Genomic DNA, 17,971 nt, shown 5'->3' with positions numbered 1-17,971 from the left:
ACCAACGGACAAATCTATGGAAGCCTATTTATTACATTTACTGACGCAATCTCTGGCTTTCACGCTATTTGTTGTCATGTTAGTCACTTTTTTAGAATCGCTGGCGCTGGTGGGCATGTTACTGCCCGGCACGGTCATGATGACCAGTGTCGGCGCATTGATTGGCAGTGGGGAAGTGGGTTTTTATACCGCCTGGGCTGCCGCGACGGTAGGGTGCTTGATGGGCGATTGGCTATCATATTTTATTGGTCGCCGCTTCAAAGAGCCGCTGCACCGCTGGTCTTTTCTGAAAAAACATAAATCGCTATTGGCGAAAACTGAGCATGCATTACATAACCACAGTATGGCTACAGTGCTACTGGGGCGTTTTATTGGCCCGACACGGCCTATCGTCCCGATGGTCGCGGGCATGCTGAATCTACCGCCGGTAAAATTTGCCTTACCGAATGTGATTGGTTGCCTGACCTGGCCACCGATCTATTTCTTCCCCGGCATACTCGCGGGCGTGGCGATTGATATCCCGCCGAATGCCAACAGTTATATGTTTAAGTGGCTCCTATTTATCGTTGTGATGCTAATTTGGTTGGCGTGCTGGTTGTCATGGCGCTGGTGGCGTTTTGGCAAACGCAGCCCGGACCGCTTGAGTAAATGGTTGCCTTTGGCCCGGTTGCGTTGGGTGACGGTGCTTTCAATTATCGTGGCCATTGCCAGCTTTATCTGGTTGCATATGCAGCCCATTATGCCGATTTACCGTCATCTGTTGTGGAAAGTCATTGCTGGCTAAAAATGCCCAGCACACTGGCTTCGGGGGCGGTGCCGTTAACCAGTGCTTGAGTGGGGCCGTCGTAGTAAATGCGGCCATCGACCACCAATAAAGTGCGCTCGGCAATACGGGCGGCGTCATCCAAATTGTGTGACACCATCAGTAATGTCAGATTGCGGTCAGTACACACCTGACTGACCAATTGCAGCATTTCATTGCGCAGTGCCGGGTCTAATGCGGAAAACGGCTCGTCCAGCAACAGGATAGGTTGGCTACGCACTAAGCAACGAGCCAGCGCCGCCCGCTGACGTTGACCGCCAGAAAGCTGTGCCGGTAGTCGGTCGAGGCACGCTTCCAATCCAACTTGTTGCGCTATTAGGCCGAGCAGCAACTTTTGCTCATGATTGAGCTTTAGCCCCGGATGCAATCCCAATGCGATATTCTGTTCGACAGTTAAATGCGCGAACAGATTATTTTCCTGAAACAACATGGATACCGGCCTTTGAGCGGGCGGGGTGATGGTGTGATCTTGATTATTCAGTAGCATCCTGCCGCTGGCCGGTGCTAAAAAGCCCGCAATCAAACTCAGCAGAGTGCTTTTACCCGCCCCACTAGGGCCAAGGATAGCCACCCGTTCACCCGGTTGAATGCTCAAATCGAAGCGCATCGGTAAGTGGTCATACAGATAGGTGATTTTCTCAAGCTTTAGCATGGCGGCTCGGCAGTTTTTCAATAAGTGTAAACAGCAGGAAACACAGTAATAGCAGCAGCAGGGCAGTCACTGCGCCATCATTACTGCGATAAGATCCTATCTGCTGATAAAGATAAAATGGCAAGGTACGGAAGTGCTCGTTACCAAACAGCGCCACTACACCAAAATCCCCAAGAGAAAGCACCGTGGCGAAGGCCAGCGCCTGAGCCAGAGGGCGTTTCAGTGCACTGAGTTCAATATGGCGCAAACGGTGCCAGCCGCGAATATCCAGTGATAAACACAACGGCGTATAGCGCTCGGCAAGATCTCGCATCGGGTTATCCAGCACTTTTAAAGCATAGGGTACCGCCATCAGCGCATTGGTTAAAATCACCAGTGCATAAGGGGATTGCGGCAAGCCCAACGTATCATTGAGTAATAAGAAAAAGCCGGTCGCCAGCACGATACCCGGCATCGCCAGAATGACCATGCCGCTGACGTCCATGGCTTGCCCGTAAGCTGCATGGTGGCGCAGCTTCAGTTCACGACTGCTCCATAACAGCATCATGGTCAGAGTGACGCACAATAATCCTGCGCCAATGGCGATGGTCAGTGAGGTAAAGAAGGCGTGCCACAGTGCCGGTTGCTGCAGCACGGTCAATATCGTTTTATTGCTGCCATCAATCACGACAGCCAATAATGGCGGCACCATCAATAGTAATGCTGCGCCGATTAACAGGGTATCGCTGATGCGTGACCAGGCACTGTCCTGCTGACTGCGCCAGATTTGCCCATGAGTATTGCCCACTGCCAATACTGAACTTAGCCGCTGGCTCAGTACCACCCATCCGAGGCAACACCCCAGTTGAATCAGTGCTAATAATGCAGCGCGCCCTAAATCGTAGTCATAACTGAGTGCTTGATAAATAGCCAGTTCGATAGTGGTGGCTTGTGGTCCGCCACCGAGCGAGAGCACAGTGGCGAAGCTGGCAAAACACAGCATAAAAATCAGTGCGGCAGTGGGGAGAATCTGGCGGCGTAGATAGGGCCACTCAACCCAGCGAAAATGCTGCCAGCCATTCATGCCCAATTGTGCGGCTAACTGGCGCTGTTCAACGGCTATGCTTTCCAATGACTGTAATAACAAACGGGTCGCCAGTGGCATATTAAAGAAAATATGTGCCAGCAAGGTTCCCTGTAGACCGTAAGGCGAGAAGCGGTAATCCACCCCTAACCAGCCAAATAGCGCCGCCAACCAACCTTGGCGACCATAAACGGTCAGAATACCAAAGATGGCGACCAATACCGGCAGCACCAGTGTCATGGCGCATAAGCGCAACAGCAGTTGGCGGCCGGGGAAGCGCCGGCGGTATAAGGCGCGCGCTAAAAAAATTGCCGGAATAACTGACAGTAATGCAGAGAGAAACGCCTGCCAGAAAGTGAAGCGGATCACATGCCACAGATAACTGTCATGCCAGATGCTGTGCCAATCCGTACCAGGGGCGGCGTGCCGCCAGATAGCAGTGAACGCCAGCAAAGCGACACCGACTATCAGTAAGGCGGCGATTAGCCCCGGCCATAACCACGCGGGGATCAGCGACTGACGGCGGATTGCCATGCCTGAATCCATTTGCCGCGATTATCAGCCACGTCTTTAGCATCAAATTGTAATGCTTTTTGTGGCACGGTCAGGGTGTCAAATCCAGCAGGTAAATCCATTTTGATCACTGGATACATCCAGTTGCCGGTTGGAATATGATTCTGGAATGCAGGTGTGACCATAAATTGCATAAAGCGCTGCGCCAGTTCTGGCTGCTTGCTGGATGCCACCACACCGGCGACTTCCACTTGCAAATAGTGGCCTTCGCTAAAATCGGCGGCGGCATAGTTGCTTTTCTTCTCTTCAATCAGATGATAAGCCGGAGAGGTGGTATAACTCAGCACTAAATCCCCTTCACCTTTAAGGAACAAGCCGTAAGCTTCGCTCCAGCCTTTGGTCACGGTAACGGTTTTCTTCGCCAGTTGCTGCCAGGCTTGCGGGGCTTTATCGCCATACACTTTTTGCATCCACAACATTAAGCCGAGGCCAGGTGTGCTGGTGCGTGGGTCTTGATAAATGACCTTCCACGGCTCTTTACTGTCGACTAATTCTTGCAGGCTCTTCGGTGGGTTTTTCAATTTTTTTTTGTCATACACAAAAGCAAAATAGCCATAGTCGTACGGGACGAAGGTCTTATTCTGCCATTTTTCCGGCAAGGTTAGTTTGCTGGTATCTACCTGACTTGGCACGAATAATCCGGTCTTTTCCGCCGCTTGTACTAAATTGTTATCCAAACCTAAAATGACATCGGCCTGACTGTTTTTACCTTCCATGCGCAAGCGGTTTAGCAGTGAAACGCCATCTTCCAACGCGACAAATTTAAGTTGGCAATCGCACTCAGCTTCAAAGGCTTTTTTAATGGCAGGTCCTGGGCCCCAATCGACAGCAAAAGAGTCATAGGTATACACTGTCAATGTGGGCTTATCAGCAGCCACAGCGGCCGCAGACAGTAAAAATAAGCAGGGAATAAGGCGTTTAAACACTTTGCACTCCTTAAGAATAAAGGTGGCAAAGGTATCTGAGGCGGTAGCTAACATCGGTATCCATGGAGTACAGGTGTTATCTTTCTCAAATCCCTCCGCCGGTGTTAACCGGATCAGGTTCGACGGGTTTGCTCTCAGCTAACTTGCCGTTTTCTGCAATTTAGCACCCCGTTGAGACGCCGCTATTGTAGAGATTAATTTGAGTAGGGGAAAGGGTATTGTTGGCCGATAAGATGTTTGTGAGTCAGTCAATGCCGTCAATAATTATCCAATATTAAATACCTATAGGATATTAATAAATAAGATTAACGCTCGGGGTGTATTCTGAAAATAGAGAGGTAACTCTGCGTAAAGGCTGAAATAGACCTCTATGAGTAGGCAGCCCAGTGATACCGGTTGGAAGATAAGATATTCTCTCTTTTTATTAATTTAATTATGGATGATGTTTTATGGATATTTACTTGAATAGAAGAGAAAGGGACAATAATTACTTTCTTGCATTGGCCCACTCTGCTGCCAACGACTTAATGAAAACAGCAAAGAATGTTTCCTCCCGCCATATTAAGGATTTCTTCCTTAAAGCTCGATTTGAAAGTGAAGTAAAACAACTGTCAGATGGCAACCTAAACATTATCCGTAATGCAAAAACTGATTCAGAGTGTCGTGCTGCGATCAGTAATATCAAAGATGAGTGCGCCAATATAGAAAGGCAAGGCACCATGCTTTCGCTGGATAGAGCAAAAGTCTATATGACAATTAATATGGAAAAATATAATAATGAAATTGGTTATACCATAAATGCCATTGGTGTTGTCGGTGGGGGATTACAAGCTATTTCCGGGGCAGGACTTATAGTAAAGTCGGGATTTGTTATAGGAAAATTGGCTGGCGCACATTTAACGCTTAGTGGTGCTAGTACAGTCGCTGAAAAAGTATATCATTTATTCGGTCAAGATAACTATGTAGGGTTTATGGAAAAAGGTTACAGAATAACCGCTAAGTTTATGGGATTTGAGCCAAAAGCAGGCTCGATGGCTTATCATGCTGTAGATATGGCATCATCACTGTATGGTGTGGTTGCCCTGAGTTTAAAACCTGATGTATGGCGATTATATAAATATATTCCGAGTGATTACTATAGAAACTTTACAAAAATGAGTCAGGGCGCTTTAATGCTAAAGTTTGCTGGGGCTGGAAATAAAATACGTATTATTTCAGATATTAACAATCATGAAGATGTAACTTACATAAAATAATAAATAAGGGGGAGTCATTCCCCTTTGCTTCTGTTTCGTTTTTTTAAAAACATATATGACTTATATGATAATTTCATTGGGTTAATTAAATTAACACTAAATAATGAAAATATTGCAACCACTGAGAAAGCTATTACCCCTATTCTAACAGGTTCGGTAACGATCAATGGATATAATAATGGAATAGTCCCAATAATAATACAGCTTGGAATAAAACCTTTCTTTAAATCAAGGATGAGTGATTCCAATGTCTCACCTCCAGCATCATTAACATGCTCATGGGTCAGAACTTTCTTTAATCTATTGACTTCTTTTTCCGTAAAACCGTTAGCTAACAGTTCTTTCTCCATTTCGCTATCTGTCACCGCGCTATCTCCTTATTCTGCGTCCATTGGTATTATATCGCTAAGGAGATGGTGTCGTCCAATGCATTGATTGAAGCTGTTATTATCAAAATCCCCGCAGAGTATTATTCTCCGCAGAGAAAGTGAATAGATTTTTAAGCCTCAGGTGGTGTAAACCAGGCTGATTTGAAATCAAACCAGCCGAGTGTATTCATACGCACACCACGCATACTGTGTTGCCCGTATAATTCTAGCCAGTGATGAAACAAGGGATGGAATTGATTTTGGCTGACCAGTCGTTGGCTCCAATCCGCCATCTGTAAAGTATCATTACGCCATAATTCAACGTCTTGGTGTAACTCTTCATCCAGACAATATTGCAGTAGCGGTAGCTCATATAAAGTGGCAAACAGAGAAAACTCCAGTGGCAAGTAGAAGTTAGCGCTGCCAAGCCACATGTCGCTCTGGGCATCCCCTTGATACCACTGTGTGTAGCCCACTACGTGTATTTTTAAATTAACACCTTGATCTGAAAGCAATTTTGTTAGTGTCTGACTGATGGCATCAAACTCTGAATGGTGGCTGTAAAAGGTGAGAGTCAGTTCGGTCAAACCTTCTGGTTTCGTTTCTAATACTCTGAGTCGGTTGTGATGCCAGCGCGGCAACATGCCGTAGGCCGGTGACCAATAGCGCTGATAAAAGGGGTCTGCGTGGCTGAGTAGAGCGACAGGAGTAATCAGTTCACAAAGCCAGCGGCGAATATCAGGATTGCGGGTCAGGGGAGAGCGCTGGTCAAACAGTAAAAAATAGCAGCCTTCTTCCAGCCGACTTTCCAGTTCATTTTTGCTGGTATCGTCAGCCTGCAATTGTACGCCGGAATAAACCAATTCTTCAGACAGCTCCGGTAGAACCCATATATTGACCTCATCAATTAGTGCGCGGAAACCGAAATAGTTATCAAAAGCCTGAATTTTCAATTGGCTCTGGTGATTCCGAATCACAGAATAAGGGCCAGTCCCGATAGGATGCCGACGGAAGTCGGGTTGATTTTCCCATTCTTGGGGCAAGATCATGGCGTGCACACTGCCCAACAACCACGGCAGCCAGTTATCTGGGGCGCTAAGATGCACATCAATGACATACGGCGTGGGTGAACGCACTGCCGTGATATGTGAAAACAGTGGCTGCGGGATTAATCGGGTCAGACTGGTGATCACATCACTCATTTCCAGCTCACGGCCGTGGTGAAAATGTATCGCTGGGCGCAAATAAAAGCGCCAATGCAATGGGCTTATGGCTTGCCAGTGATGTGATAAGTCTGGTTCTAGTTCCCCATTTTCCTCATTTATCCGCGTCAGGCCATTAAAAATCTGCCGTACCATATGGGTTTCTGATCGGCGTAGCGCTGTGCCGGGCAGTAGGTTCTGTAATGGGCGGTAATAGAGCACTCGCAGAATATGTTTACCTTGCCGAAAGCTGCGCCCTAACTGGGATAGCAGCATTTGGCGTACCGCTTTTTTATCCCCGACCAACTGTACTAACTGATCGATACTCTCTTGTTCCAGTAACTCTTCGGCTCGCTGTTGTTGTAAGGCTAAGCCGGAATAGAGGAAGATCAATTGTGAGCGCTTACCTCGGCCCGCCTCCGCCTGCCAGCTAAGCCACCCTTCTTGTTGCATGCTGCCCAGCAAAGAACGTACGTGGCGACGCGAACAGCACAGCACTTCAGCCAGCTCCTGCAAGGTGGTTTCTGTTGGTAAACCGCTAAAACGCTGCCAGAGGCGAATGAACTGTTGTTGCAGGCGTGAGGTAGACATAAAAGAGGAACTCCTCGACAAATTTCATCAATTTTTCTTTCCCTATATTACGCAGATACTGGTTGCCAATGAAAGTAGCTTAACGCGGCAATGTCGGTGCAATCACAGCCACAATGGGAGGGATAAGATGATTTTTAATTTACAACGTTATTCCACTCATGACGGCCCCGGTATTCGTAGCGTGGTATTTCTCAAAGGTTGCTCACTGAGCTGCCGCTGGTGCCAAAACCCAGAAAGTCGCTCACGTCAGCCAGAGGTATTATTTGACTCGCGCTTGTGTTTATCAGGCTGTGATTTGTATCAGCAGACTTGTCCGCAAGCAATCCAACACATTGATAATAAAATTGTTATTCATCGTCAGCAATTAGCAGAAAACGATATTCAGGCGCTGAAGGTTTGCTGTCCGAGTGGTGCCCTGACGGTGTGCGGCAGTCCGATTGATATCGATGCCACCCTGGAGACATTGTTACGCGATTTACCATTTTATCGGCGCAGTAGCGGCGGAGTGACGTTATCCGGCGGTGAGCCTTTTATGCAACCGGCTGTGGCGGCTGAATTATTGCAGCGCTGCCACCAGCATGGAATCCATACCGCAGTTGAGTCTTGCCTGCATACACCATGGCACTATATCGCCCCCTCTTTGCCTTGGCTTGATTTGATGCTAGCGGATTTGAAACACACTGATGAAAAACGCTTTCAGCAGTGGACGGGCGGTTCAGCCAGGCGTGTGATGAATAACTTTCGTCAATTAGCGGCGGCAGACACCAATATCATTGTAAGGGTGCCCTTAATCCCGGATTTCAATGCTGATCGCCGCTCGGTACAAGGTATTGTCGATTTTGCCGCGGATGAAATTGGTGTGAAAGAGATTCACTTTTTGCCTTATCACACGCTGGGTATCAACAAGTATTCACTGTTAGGTGAAGAGTATCTGGCAGCCAAGACACCTTTAGATTCTCCTGACCTGCTCGCCTTTGCGGAAAGTTATGCCCGTGATAAGGGTCTTACCGCAATTTTAAGAGGATGACGCAATGACCACTCTCGATTTGGTAACCTTAAGCGAACGGACAAAACAGCATAAAAACGCGCTGATTCATATTGTAAAACCGCCGATCTGTACTGAGCGGGCTGTACATTATACCGAGGCTTATCAACAGCATCAGGATAAACCGCTGCCTGTTCGACGAGCGCTGGCATTGGCCCATCATCTACAGCAGCGCACTATTTGGATTAAGAATGATGAGCTGATCATTGGTAATCAGGCCAGTCAGCTGCGGGCCGCGCCGATTTTTCCGGAATACACGGTGAGCTGGATTGAGAATGAAATTGACGATCTCGCCGATCGCCCTGGTGCGGGTTTCTCCGCCAGTGAAGAAGACAAAGCGGTATTGCACCGGTTGTGCCCGTGGTGGCGGGGTCAAACTGTGCAGGATCGCTGCTATGGTATGTTCACCGACGAACAAAAAGCCTTGCTGGTAACCGGCATTATAAAAGCCGAAGGGAATATGACCTCCGGTGATGCGCATTTGGCGGTTAACTTCCCGTTATTGCTAGAGAAAGGGCTGGATGGCCTGCGCAGTAAAGTAGCCTGTCGCCGTGAACGGCTGCAACTGACGGACTGGAGTGATCTGCATAAAGAACAATTCCTGAAAGCGATTGATATTTCGCTCGCGGCGCTAAGCGAACATATTGAGCGCTACGCCGCAGTTGCACAGCAAATGGCACAGGATGAAACTCGCGAATGGCGTCGGATAGAGCTACAGACTCTCGCCGAAAACTGTGAATTGATTGCCCATCAGCCACCGCAGACTTTCTGGCAAGCCCTGCAATTATGCTATTTCATTCAGCTGATTTTACAGATTGAATCTAATGGCCACTCGGTTTCCTTCGGTCGTCTGGACCAATATTTGTACCCTTGGTATCGCCGCGATGTTGAGCTGGAAAACACCCTTAACCGCGAACAAGCTATTGAAATGCTGCATAGCTGTTGGCTGAAATTACTGGAGGTGAATAAAATCCGCTCCGGCTCGCACTCCAAAGCCTCTGCGGGCAGCCCACTTTATCAAAACGTCACTATTGGCGGGCAAAAGCTGGTACAGGGCAAAGCTATTGATGCCGTGAATCCACTTTCTTATGCAGTACTGGAGTCGTGTGGGCGCTTGCGTTCTACTCAGCCAAACCTGAGTGTTCGTTACCATGCTGGTATCAGTGATGATTTTCTGGATGCCTGCGTGCAGGTTATTCGCTGCGGTTTTGGTATGCCAGCGTTTAACAACGACGAAATTGTTATATCCGAATTTATCAAACTGGGTGTCGAACCACAGGATGCCTATGATTATGCTGCGATTGGGTGTATTGAAACGGCGGTTGGCGGCAAGTGGGGTTACCGCTGCACCGGCATGAGTTTTATTAACTTTGCCAGAGTGATGTTGGCGGCGCTGGAGCAGGGCCGAGATGCAACATCCGGGCAGGTATTCTTGCCGCAAGGGCAAGGGTTATCGAAGGGCAACTTTAGTGATTTCTCTCAAGTGATGGCGCAATGGGATGCACAGATTCGTTACTACACTCGTAAATCCATCGAGATAGAGTGTGTCGTGGATACGGTATTGGAAGAGAACGCCCACGATATTGTCTGTTCTGCGCTGGTGGATGATTGTATTGAGCGTGGCAAAAGTATCAAGCAGGGCGGGGCGCGCTATGACTGGGTTTCTGGTTTGCAAGTCGGGATTGCCAACTTAGGTAATAGTCTGGCGGCAGTACGCAAATTGGTATTTGAACAACAACTTATCAGCCAACAGCAGCTGGCTACAGCATTAGCCAATGATTTTGCCGGTTTGAATGGCGAGCAACTGCGTCAGCACCTGATAAATTCAGCTCCGAAATATGGCAACGACGTTGATGACGTCGACCAACTGTTAGTCCGCGCTTATCAGACTTACATTGATGAGCTGAAGCAATATCACAATACTCGCTTTGGTCGCGGCCCGATTGGCGGCACTTATTATGCGGGTACGTCATCCATTTCTGCCAATGTGCCCTTTGGCGCGGCGACCATGGCAACACCGGATGGCCGTAAAGCACACAGCCCATTGGCGGAGGGGGCAAGCCCGGCTTCAGGCACCGACCATCTGGGCCCAACGGCGGTGTTTAACTCGCTATCGAAATTACCGACTGCCTCGATTCTTGGTGGGGTATTGCTCAATCAAAAACTGAATCCATCCACATTGGATAATCCGCGTGACCGTGAAAAATTGATGATGATGCTGCGCACCTTCTTTGAAGAGTATCTGGGATGGCATGTGCAATACAACATCGTCTCGCGGGAGACCTTGTTGGAGGCCAAGCAATATCCGGATCGTTATCGTGATTTAGTGGTTAGGGTGGCGGGTTACTCGGCATTCTTCACCGCACTGTCACCGGATGCGCAGGACGATATTATCGCCCGCACGGAGCATACTTTGTAATCGACTGTTTTAAATAATTTTTTTGAGTAATGAGTTTTGCTGTAGTCCTGAGTTCCAAAAATTTCTGAGTAATGGTGGTTTTCACCAGCCAGCGGATGAAGAGTCTGCTGGCTTTTTTCTTTTCTATAGATAACCGCTTCTGTAGCATAGCGTTCACTCGCTGTCTTTGGCGCTGGAGCCTGGAATGAAATCTGCATTAACCTTTTCCCGTCGTATCAACCCGGTTTTTCTTGCGTTCTTTGTGGTGGCTTTCCTCTCTGGTATTGCAGGCGCTTTGCAGGCTCCTACCTTAAGTCTATTTTTAAGCACCGAAGTGAAAGTGCGCCCGTTGTGGGTTGGGCTATTTTATACCGTCAATGCTATCGCGGGGATCACCGTCAGCTTTGTATTGGCCAAGCGCTCGGATGTTCGAGGAGATCGTCGCAAGCTGATTATGGTTTGCTATCTGATGGCGGTGGGGAACTGCCTGCTGTTTGCTTTTAATCGTGATTATCTCACCTTGATCACCGCCGGTGTGCTATTGGCCTCGGTGGCTAACACCGCCATGCCACAGATTTTCGCTCTGGCGCGTGAATATGCCGATAGCTCAGCTCGCGAAGTAGTGATGTTTAGCTCAATTATGCGTGCGCAGCTTTCATTGGCGTGGGTTATCGGGCCGCCATTGTCATTTATGCTGGCGCTGAATTATGGCTTCACTCTGATGTTCAGCATTGCTGCGGGTATTTTTGTGCTGAGTGCGCTGGTGGTGTGGTTTATTTTGCCGTCGGTGAAGAGAACAGCGCTGGTGGTGGATGCGCCTGTGGTTGCGCAGGGTAGCCTGTTTGCCGATAAAGATGTCCTGCTGCTGTTTATCGCCTCAATGCTGATGTGGACATGCAACACCATGTACATCATTGATATGCCGTTATATATCACTGCCAATCTGGGGCTGCCGGAGCGGCTGGCCGGCTTATTGATGGGAACGGCGGCTGGGCTGGAAATTCCTATTATGCTGCTGGCGGGGTACTCGGTCAGGCGTTTTGGTAAGCGTAAAATTATGCTGTTCGCCGTGCTGGCTGGCGTGCTGTTTTATACCGGGCTGGTGTTATTTAAGTTTAAAACAGCATTGATGTTATTGCAGATTTTTAATGCCATTTTCATCGGTATTGTTGCTGGGATTGGGATGCTTTATTTTCAGGATTTAATGCCGGGCAGAGCGGGAGCTGCCACTACACTATTTACCAACAGTATTTCAACTGGGGTGATTTTGGCGGGGGTATTGCAAGGAGTATTAACTGAAAGCTGGGGTCATAATTCGGTGTATGTGATGGCGATGATCCTCGCCATTCTGTCGCTTATTATTTGTGCGCGAGTGAGGGAAGCTTAGCGCTCCGTAGGGCGCTGTGATTAATGGCAAAGTGTCCGTAACGGTGAAAACAGGTAGGTCGTAAAGGCGCCGTAAACCCTTCCCTGGGGGCTCGAGCCGCGCCCTCCCTGGCGCGGACGCTTTACCCTTATCCCTGTTCTCACCTTGTAAGATCGAGTTGTTGGGGGGTGTCAGCCGTCTGAGTGCCCCGCAGGGCGCTGTGTGGTTTTTAGTAGACGGGCAGCAAGTTCAGACTCGACAGAATATGGGCGATGGCATTAATCGCCCCGAACAGTAAAATTAATACAATCATCGGGGTACCGCCCCAGACGCGATACAGCGGGCTACCAAATCGTTTACGTGAGGCTCGTGCCAACAACGCAGGGACAATGGCGGCCCAGACGGTAGCGGCTAATCCGGCATAGCCGATGGCGTAAATGAAACCATCGGGATAAATCAACCCACCCAATATTGGCGGCAGGAAGGTGATGGCGGCTGTTTTTGCTCGGCCTAAACGGCTGTCGTTAAATTTAAATAAATCAGCCAGATAATCGAATAACCCCAAAGTGACGCCAAGGAATGAGCTGGCGACGGCGAAGTTTGAGAATACTGTCAGCAGCAGGTCCATTGACGAACTTTTTAATATCCCGCCCAGCGCACTGACCAGCACATCAATATTCCCTCCCTGACTGGCTATTTCGCGAAATTGTGGTCGTGGAATATTCCCCATAGTACCAACCAACCAGATGATATATAGCGCCAGCGCCAACAAGGTACCAAATAGCAAGCAGTTACGGATACGGTGTGGATTTTTACCGTAATACTTCATCAAACTGGGGACATTGCCGTGATAACCGAATGACGCCAGACAAAACGGCAGTGTCATCAACAGATAGGGCAGGTAGCTTGGGTTGGCGTCACTCAGATTAAATAATTTCACTGGTTCGATATGGCCTAACAACCCGCCGAATGTCATAAAGAAAGTGAGTATCTTGGCGCCTAGCACGATAGTGGTCATTCGGCTCACCGCAGTGGTACTGAGCCAAACAATAAAAGCAACGAATAAAGCAAAAAACAGACCGCCCAGACGAGCCGGGAAGTCTATTCCCATTCCGCGTAACGTATGTTGAATAACTGAGCCACTGGCAGAGATATAGGCGTAGGTCAGAATGTAGAGAACAAAGGCGACGGTCAGGCCATTTATCACATTCCAGCCGTTGCCCAGTAAGTCTTTGGTGATGGTGTCAAAGCTGGCACCGGTATGATAGTTGAGGTTAGCTTCGAGGATCATTAATCCTGAGTGAAGCATACAAAACCAGGTCAAAACCAGAACCGCAATAGACCAATAAAACCAGATCCCTGACATGACAACGGGTAGTGAAAACATCCCTGCGCCGACGATAGTGCCTGCAATAATCATGGCACCGCCGAGGAGGGAAGGATTTTTAATTTTTGCTGCTGTGACCTGATCTTCTAGTGTAGTTTGGGCCATAGTAGGGTGTCCTCGTGTGGTTTTACCACTTATAGAGGTAGCGATTTTGTAGCTGTTTTCCCCCTGCCAGAGCAGCAGGGGGCGTGGTCTTGGTATGGCGGTTGCCGCTTATTCGATAGGTTTTAATCGGGCAACAAAGTGGCGCAGAACAGGGGGTTCGTAGGTGAAGGTTAAGCCTTTGATTTCTTCAGCGCGTGATTTGAGTGAAATCAGGGCGTCGGCAATATAATCCATATGGTCATTGGTATAGACTCGGCGCGGGATGGTCAGGCGCAGCAGTTCCAATGGTGATGGTTTTTGTTGACCGGTTTGTGGATCACGACCTAGCAGCAATGATCCAATTTCCACACTGCGAATACCTGCTTCCAGATACAGCGCATTATTCAGAGCCTGTGCCGGGAATTGTTCGGCTGGAATATGAGGCAGCAGGATTTTGGCATCGACAAACACTGCATGACCGCCGGTAGGATATTGAATCGGAATACCGCCAGCACGCAGCCGCTCACCAAGATACTCTACCTGCCCAATACGGTATGTCAGGAAGTCTTCATTCATCCCTTCCTCCAACCCAATAGCCAGCGCTTCCATGTCACGACCGGCCAACCCACCGTAAGTGACAAAACCTTCCATTGGGACACAACGTATACGAACGTCGTTGAATAGGTCCTCATCGGTACGGAAACAGCACAGTCCGCCAATGTTCACCATTGGGTCTTTTTTGGCAGACATGGTGAGCATATCGCCATATTGATACATTTCCAGAATGATCTCTTTGATCGACTTGTCGCCATAACCTGGTTCGCGTTGTTTGATAAACCAGGCATTTTCACAGAAGCGGGCGGAGTCGATGACCACTGGAATATTATGCTGTTGAGCAATTCGATACACTTCGCGCATATTGCTCATTGAAATTGGCTGCCCACCGGAACTGTTACAGGTGACGGTGGTAATAATGGACACCACGTTATCAGCGCCATATTCAGCAATTGTTGCTTTCAATTGGTCTAAATCGAAGTCACCTTTCCAGTCATAATAAGCCACAGTATCAAAGGCTTTCGGGGTGACGACGTTGATAGCTTTAGCACCATTCATCTCAACGTGAGCGGCGGTGGTATCAAAATGGAAGTTGGAAATAAAGACCGGGTTCTTGGCGCCGCCAGCTTTTTGTTTTTTCGCAATTAGGCAAGGGAACAGGATTTGTTCAGCGCCACGGCCCTGATGTGTTGGGATAGTAAATGGGTAGCCAATCAGTTTTTTAACCTGATCGCACAGGTGATAATAGTTACGTGAACCGGCGTAGGCCTCATCACCCATCATTAATCCAGCCCACTGACGGTCACTCATCGCCCCGGTGCCGGAGTCAGTCAGCAAATCAATATAAACATCTTCACTTGGTAATAAGAATGGGTTATAGCCCGCTTCAATCAATGCTTTCTCACGATCTTCTCGGTTGGTCATCCGAATATTTTCGACCATTTTAATGCGGAAGGGCTCAGGGATGCGTTTCATAGCTTATTACTCCAAATACCCTTCGTATTTGAAGCCGCAGGGGCGTTAGCTACGCGCACGCACCCGAATCACTTACTTGTAGTTGACCTACTTGAATAAGCTCATCGGGATTTGCTTGCTGCCTATCTGCAACTTCAATTATTTTGGGTATATATATTAATATTAAAATGCAGTCATGAGTGACGAGCGAAAATAACTGTTCGTATTACCTATGACGGCAACAAAATAAAGAAATGAGTTTTTTCAGCCTAAGCTGAATAAGCAATGGAGGAATTAACGCGGGAAATCGTTGGCAAGGCGGTAATCAATATTAAACCAGGCTCGGCTGTCGCCGGAGATGCGTGCTTGGTAACGCAATGCAATGCGTGTCATAAGGCGCCCTCTAGGTGTGGATAGTGAGTAACAGCATAGCGTTGTTTAAAAAATAAAAAGTGACATTCAGCACAAATTACAATCAATTAAAACTATATTAGAGTTACTAATATTATATGAATTAATAAGTTACGCATCTGTTATATAACAGATTGATTGATATGGGATTTGTATTTTACTGTCAGTGGAAAGTGAAGGGTGAATGATTTTTTTTGATTAGGATTTTTATCTATTTTTAATTGTTGGGTCAGGGGTTTCCTGACACCAACAATATACTCACAAAATATTATTAAAATAATTAACGTAGGAATTCTGGCTGTTGCTTTTCATATGCTGAAATATTGTTTTCGTGCTGCAATGTCAGGCCAATACTGTCTAAACCGTTAATCATGCAATGGCGACGGAAACTATCAATCTCGAAAGAATAACTTTTCCCACCTGCATTCACCGTTTGGTGTTCTAAATCGACAATAAACTCAATACCTTCATTCTCTTTAACCAGCTGGAATAAAGTATCAATATCACCTTCGCTTAATGTTACCGGTAATAATTGGTTATTAAATGAATTGCCGTAAAAAATATCAGCAAAGCTCGGAGCAATAACCACTTTAAAACCGAAATCTGTCAGTGCCCAAGGTGCATGTTCACGTGATGAACCGCAGCCGAAATTTTCGCGCGCTAATAAAATGGTCGCACCCTGATAGCGAGGTTGGTTCAGTACAAATTCCGGGTTAGGAACTTTGCCTGCATCGTCCAGAAAACGCCAGTCGTTAAACAGGTGCTGACCAAAACCAGTGCGTGTCACTTTTTGCAAAAACTGTTTCGGGATAATCGCGTCGGTATCGACGTTCGCCGCATCCAACGGAGCGACCAGACCCTTATGTTGAGTAAATTTTGTCATGGTGATATCTCCGGTTAGTGGGTGGCAGCAGATAAGTCGCGGACATCAGCAAAATGACCGCTGACCGCAGCGGCGGCTGCCATTGCCGGGCTAACCAAATGGGTGCGACCCCCACGGCCCTGACGCCCTTCAAAGTTACGGTTGCTGGTGGATGCACAGCGCTCGCCGGGTTCCAGGCGGTCGTTATTCATCGCCAGACACATGGAACAGCCAGGTAAACGCCACTCAAAACCGGCTTCGATAAAGATTTTATCCAAACCTTCCGCTTCGGCTTGTGCTTTCACCGGGCCGGAGCCGGGCACCACAATCGCCTGTACACCAGTGGCCACTTTACGTCCTTGTGCCACTGCGGCAGCGGCACGTAAATCTTCAATACGCGAGTTAGTGCAAGAACCGATAAAGACTTTATCAATCGCGACTTCGGTCAATTTGATGCCGGGGCGTAAATCCATATAAGCCAAGGCTTTTTCTGCTGAAGCACGCTCAACAGGATCACTAAAGGACTCTGGTGCCGGAATAATTTGATTAACCGCAATCACCTGACCCGGATTGGTGCCCCAAGTAACTTGTGGCGCGATGTCAGCGGCATCTAAGGTCACAACTGTATCAAATTTAGCATCAGCATCAGCATCAGATTTCAAGGTGCGCCAGTAGGCCACGCCTTGTTCCCATTGCTCACCCGTCGGAGCGAATTGGCGGCCTTTTAAATAGTTAAACGTCGTGTCATCCGGTGCGACTAAACCGGCTTTGGCGCCCATTTCAATCGCCATATTGCACAATGTCATACGGCCTTCCATGCTCAACGCTTCAATCGCGCTGCCACAGAACTCCACTACATGTCCGGTGCCACCGGCACTGCCGGTTTTGCCGATAATCGCCAACACGATATCTTTGGCGGTAATGCCAGGGCCCACATCGCCGTTGACTTCGATTTTCATGGTTTTGGCCCGACCTTGTTTCAGCGTCTGGGTAGCCAACACATGTTCAACTTCTGAGGTGCCGATACCAAATGCTAATGAGCCAAATGCACCGTGGGTCGCGGTATGAGAGTCACCACAAACAATCGTCATTCCCGGCAATGTCATTCCTTGCTCTGGGCCAATAACATGGACAATGCCTTGGAATGGGTGATTCAAGTCATATAAAGACACGCCGAACTCAGCACAGTTCTTGATCAACTCCTGCATCTGAATTCGGGCCATTTCACCACTGGCATTGATATCTTTGGTTTGTGTCGAAACGTTGTGATCCATGGTGGCAAAGGTTTTACCCGGTTGACGCACCGGGCGGTTCATGGCGCGCAAGCCATCAAAGGCCTGCGGCGATGTCACTTCATGCACTAAGTGGCGATCGATATACAACAGCGGTGTTTCATTCGGCGCTTCGTAAACGATATGTGCATCATATAATTTCTGATATAACGTCTTGCTCATC

15 protein-coding genes and 1 riboswitch are annotated in these 17,971 nt (G+C 48.1%); of the genes, 5 read left to right on the top strand and 10 right to left on the bottom strand.

Translation table 11 applies throughout. The annotated features are described in order from the left end of the window. Nucleotides 1–16 precede the first annotated feature (16 nt). Nucleotides 17–784 carry a DedA family protein gene (locus ACF3VQ_RS17500; RefSeq protein WP_392432323.1) on the top strand — a complete coding sequence of 256 codons (768 nt, stop codon included), beginning with the start codon at nt 17–19 and terminating at the stop codon, nt 782–784. Here the strand turns inward: ACF3VQ_RS17500 and thiQ are convergent. The 3 genes from thiQ to thiB are packed head-to-tail and all read right to left on the bottom strand — an operon-like array spanning nt 771 to nt 4,037. Beyond that, nucleotides 771–1,475, bottom strand: a complete 705-nt coding sequence (gene thiQ, locus ACF3VQ_RS17495) for a thiamine ABC transporter ATP-binding protein ThiQ (protein WP_392432322.1) — start codon at nt 1,473–1,475, stop codon at nt 771–773. The two genes, ACF3VQ_RS17500 and thiQ, sit on opposite strands and share 14 nt — an antisense overlap. Then, a complete protein-coding gene (thiP, locus tag ACF3VQ_RS17490; protein WP_392432321.1) occupies nt 1,462–3,072 on the bottom strand; it encodes a thiamine/thiamine pyrophosphate ABC transporter permease ThiP in 1,611 nt (536 codons plus the stop codon). The genes thiQ and thiP overlap by 14 nt, the downstream gene beginning before the upstream one ends. Beyond that, nucleotides 3,048–4,037: a thiamine ABC transporter substrate binding subunit gene (thiB, locus tag ACF3VQ_RS17485; protein WP_392432320.1), complete on the bottom strand. Its 990-nt coding sequence runs from the start codon at nt 4,035–4,037 to the stop codon at nt 3,048–3,050. Before thiB ends, thiP begins: the two co-directional genes overlap by 25 nt. Before the next feature lie 72 nt (nt 4,038–4,109). After that, a riboswitch (TPP riboswitch) is annotated at nt 4,110–4,218 on the bottom strand. Between the two features lie 268 nt (nt 4,219–4,486). Between thiB and ACF3VQ_RS17480 the strand changes: the two genes are divergently transcribed. Continuing rightward, the gene (locus ACF3VQ_RS17480; protein ID WP_392432319.1) at nt 4,487–5,293 is read left to right on the top strand and encodes a DUF4225 domain-containing protein; all 807 of its coding nucleotides are present in this window, start codon (nt 4,487–4,489) and stop codon (nt 5,291–5,293) included. 14 nt (nt 5,294–5,307) lie between these two features. Here the strand turns inward: ACF3VQ_RS17480 and ACF3VQ_RS17475 are convergent, their stop codons facing one another. Continuing rightward, nucleotides 5,308–5,643, bottom strand: a complete 336-nt coding sequence (locus ACF3VQ_RS17475; RefSeq protein ID WP_032901987.1) for a hypothetical protein — start codon at nt 5,641–5,643, stop codon at nt 5,308–5,310. A gap of 149 nt (nt 5,644–5,792) precedes the next feature. After that, nucleotides 5,793–7,454 (bottom strand): HTH-type transcriptional regulator SgrR, encoded by a 1,662-nt coding sequence (gene sgrR / locus ACF3VQ_RS17470; protein ID WP_392432318.1) that lies wholly within the window; start codon nt 7,452–7,454, stop codon nt 5,793–5,795. Between the two features lie 127 nt (nt 7,455–7,581). Here sgrR and ACF3VQ_RS17465 point away from each other — a divergent pair, with 127 nt between their 5' ends. From ACF3VQ_RS17465 to ACF3VQ_RS17455, 3 genes are all read left to right on the top strand, one after another. Next, on the top strand, nt 7,582–8,481 hold the full coding sequence (locus ACF3VQ_RS17465; protein WP_392432317.1) for a glycyl-radical enzyme activating protein: 900 nt from the start codon (nt 7,582–7,584) through the stop codon (nt 8,479–8,481). Nucleotides 8,482–8,485: 4 nt separating this feature from the next. Beyond that, nucleotides 8,486–10,918 carry a formate C-acetyltransferase/glycerol dehydratase family glycyl radical enzyme gene (locus ACF3VQ_RS17460; protein WP_392432316.1) on the top strand — a complete coding sequence of 811 codons (2,433 nt, stop codon included), beginning with the start codon at nt 8,486–8,488 and terminating at the stop codon, nt 10,916–10,918. Between the two features lie 184 nt (nt 10,919–11,102). Further along, nucleotides 11,103–12,284 carry a sugar efflux transporter gene (locus ACF3VQ_RS17455; protein WP_392432315.1) on the top strand — a complete coding sequence of 394 codons (1,182 nt, stop codon included), beginning with the start codon at nt 11,103–11,105 and terminating at the stop codon, nt 12,282–12,284. Between the two features lie 208 nt (nt 12,285–12,492). On the opposite strand, the gene mtr is transcribed toward ACF3VQ_RS17455, so the two are convergent. The 5 genes from mtr to leuC all read right to left on the bottom strand — a co-directional run bounded on the left by mtr (nt 12,493) and on the right by leuC (nt 17,970). Further along, a complete protein-coding gene (gene mtr / locus ACF3VQ_RS17450) occupies nt 12,493–13,755 on the bottom strand; it encodes a tryptophan permease (protein ID WP_392432314.1) in 1,263 nt (420 codons plus the stop codon). Nucleotides 13,756–13,863: 108 nt separating this feature from the next. After that, nucleotides 13,864–15,264: a tryptophanase gene (gene tnaA, locus ACF3VQ_RS17445; protein ID WP_392432313.1), complete on the bottom strand. Its 1,401-nt coding sequence runs from the start codon at nt 15,262–15,264 to the stop codon at nt 13,864–13,866. Between the two features lie 273 nt (nt 15,265–15,537). Then, a complete protein-coding gene (gene tnaC, locus ACF3VQ_RS17440; RefSeq protein WP_005156906.1) occupies nt 15,538–15,636 on the bottom strand; it encodes a tryptophanase leader peptide in 99 nt (32 codons plus the stop codon). A 298-nt stretch (nt 15,637–15,934) separates the two neighbouring features. After that, complete coding sequence (gene leuD, locus ACF3VQ_RS17435; RefSeq protein WP_392432312.1) at nt 15,935–16,537, bottom strand: 3-isopropylmalate dehydratase small subunit; 603 nt, start codon at nt 16,535–16,537, stop codon at nt 15,935–15,937. A 14-nt stretch (nt 16,538–16,551) separates the two neighbouring features. Beyond that, on the bottom strand, nt 16,552–17,970 hold the full coding sequence (leuC, locus tag ACF3VQ_RS17430; RefSeq protein ID WP_392432311.1) for a 3-isopropylmalate dehydratase large subunit: 1,419 nt from the start codon (nt 17,968–17,970) through the stop codon (nt 16,552–16,554). Nucleotide 17,971 lies beyond the last annotated feature (1 nt).

Source organism: Yersinia fenwicki (genome assembly GCF_043099325.1).
Lineage (GTDB): Bacteria > Pseudomonadota > Gammaproteobacteria > Enterobacterales > Enterobacteriaceae > Yersinia.
The sequence above is the reverse complement of the archived record's forward strand: the minus strand, read 5'-3'. Positions and strand labels throughout refer to the sequence as shown.

Bases quoted from the DNA above. Each gene is read 5' to 3' on its own strand.
- tnaA (WP_392432313.1), bottom strand. From the start codon at position 15,264: ATGAAACGCATCCCTGAGCCCTTCCGCATTAAAATGGTCGAAAATATT.
- sgrR (WP_392432318.1), bottom strand. From the start codon at position 7,454: ATGTCTACCTCACGCCTGCAACAACAGTTCATTCGCCTCTGGCAGCGT.
- leuC (WP_392432311.1), bottom strand. From the start codon at position 17,970: ATGAGCAAGACGTTATATCAGAAATTATATGATGCACATATCGTTTAC.
- mtr (WP_392432314.1), bottom strand. From the start codon at position 13,755: ATGGCCCAAACTACACTAGAAGATCAGGTCACAGCAGCAAAAATTAAA.
- ACF3VQ_RS17475 (WP_032901987.1), bottom strand. From the start codon at position 5,643: ATGGAGAAAGAACTGTTAGCTAACGGTTTTACGGAAAAAGAAGTCAAT.
- ACF3VQ_RS17500 (WP_392432323.1), top strand. From the start codon at position 17: ATGGAAGCCTATTTATTACATTTACTGACGCAATCTCTGGCTTTCACG.
- ACF3VQ_RS17480 (WP_392432319.1), top strand. From the start codon at position 4,487: ATGGATATTTACTTGAATAGAAGAGAAAGGGACAATAATTACTTTCTT.
- thiQ (WP_392432322.1), bottom strand. From the start codon at position 1,475: ATGCTAAAGCTTGAGAAAATCACCTATCTGTATGACCACTTACCGATG.
- thiP (WP_392432321.1), bottom strand. From the start codon at position 3,072: ATGGCAATCCGCCGTCAGTCGCTGATCCCCGCGTGGTTATGGCCGGGG.
- tnaC (WP_005156906.1), bottom strand. From the start codon at position 15,636: ATGACACGCATTGCATTGCGTTACCAAGCACGCATCTCCGGCGACAGC.
- ACF3VQ_RS17465 (WP_392432317.1), top strand. From the start codon at position 7,582: ATGATTTTTAATTTACAACGTTATTCCACTCATGACGGCCCCGGTATT.
- ACF3VQ_RS17460 (WP_392432316.1), top strand. From the start codon at position 8,486: ATGACCACTCTCGATTTGGTAACCTTAAGCGAACGGACAAAACAGCAT.
- leuD (WP_392432312.1), bottom strand. From the start codon at position 16,537: ATGACAAAATTTACTCAACATAAGGGTCTGGTCGCTCCGTTGGATGCG.
- ACF3VQ_RS17455 (WP_392432315.1), top strand. From the start codon at position 11,103: ATGAAATCTGCATTAACCTTTTCCCGTCGTATCAACCCGGTTTTTCTT.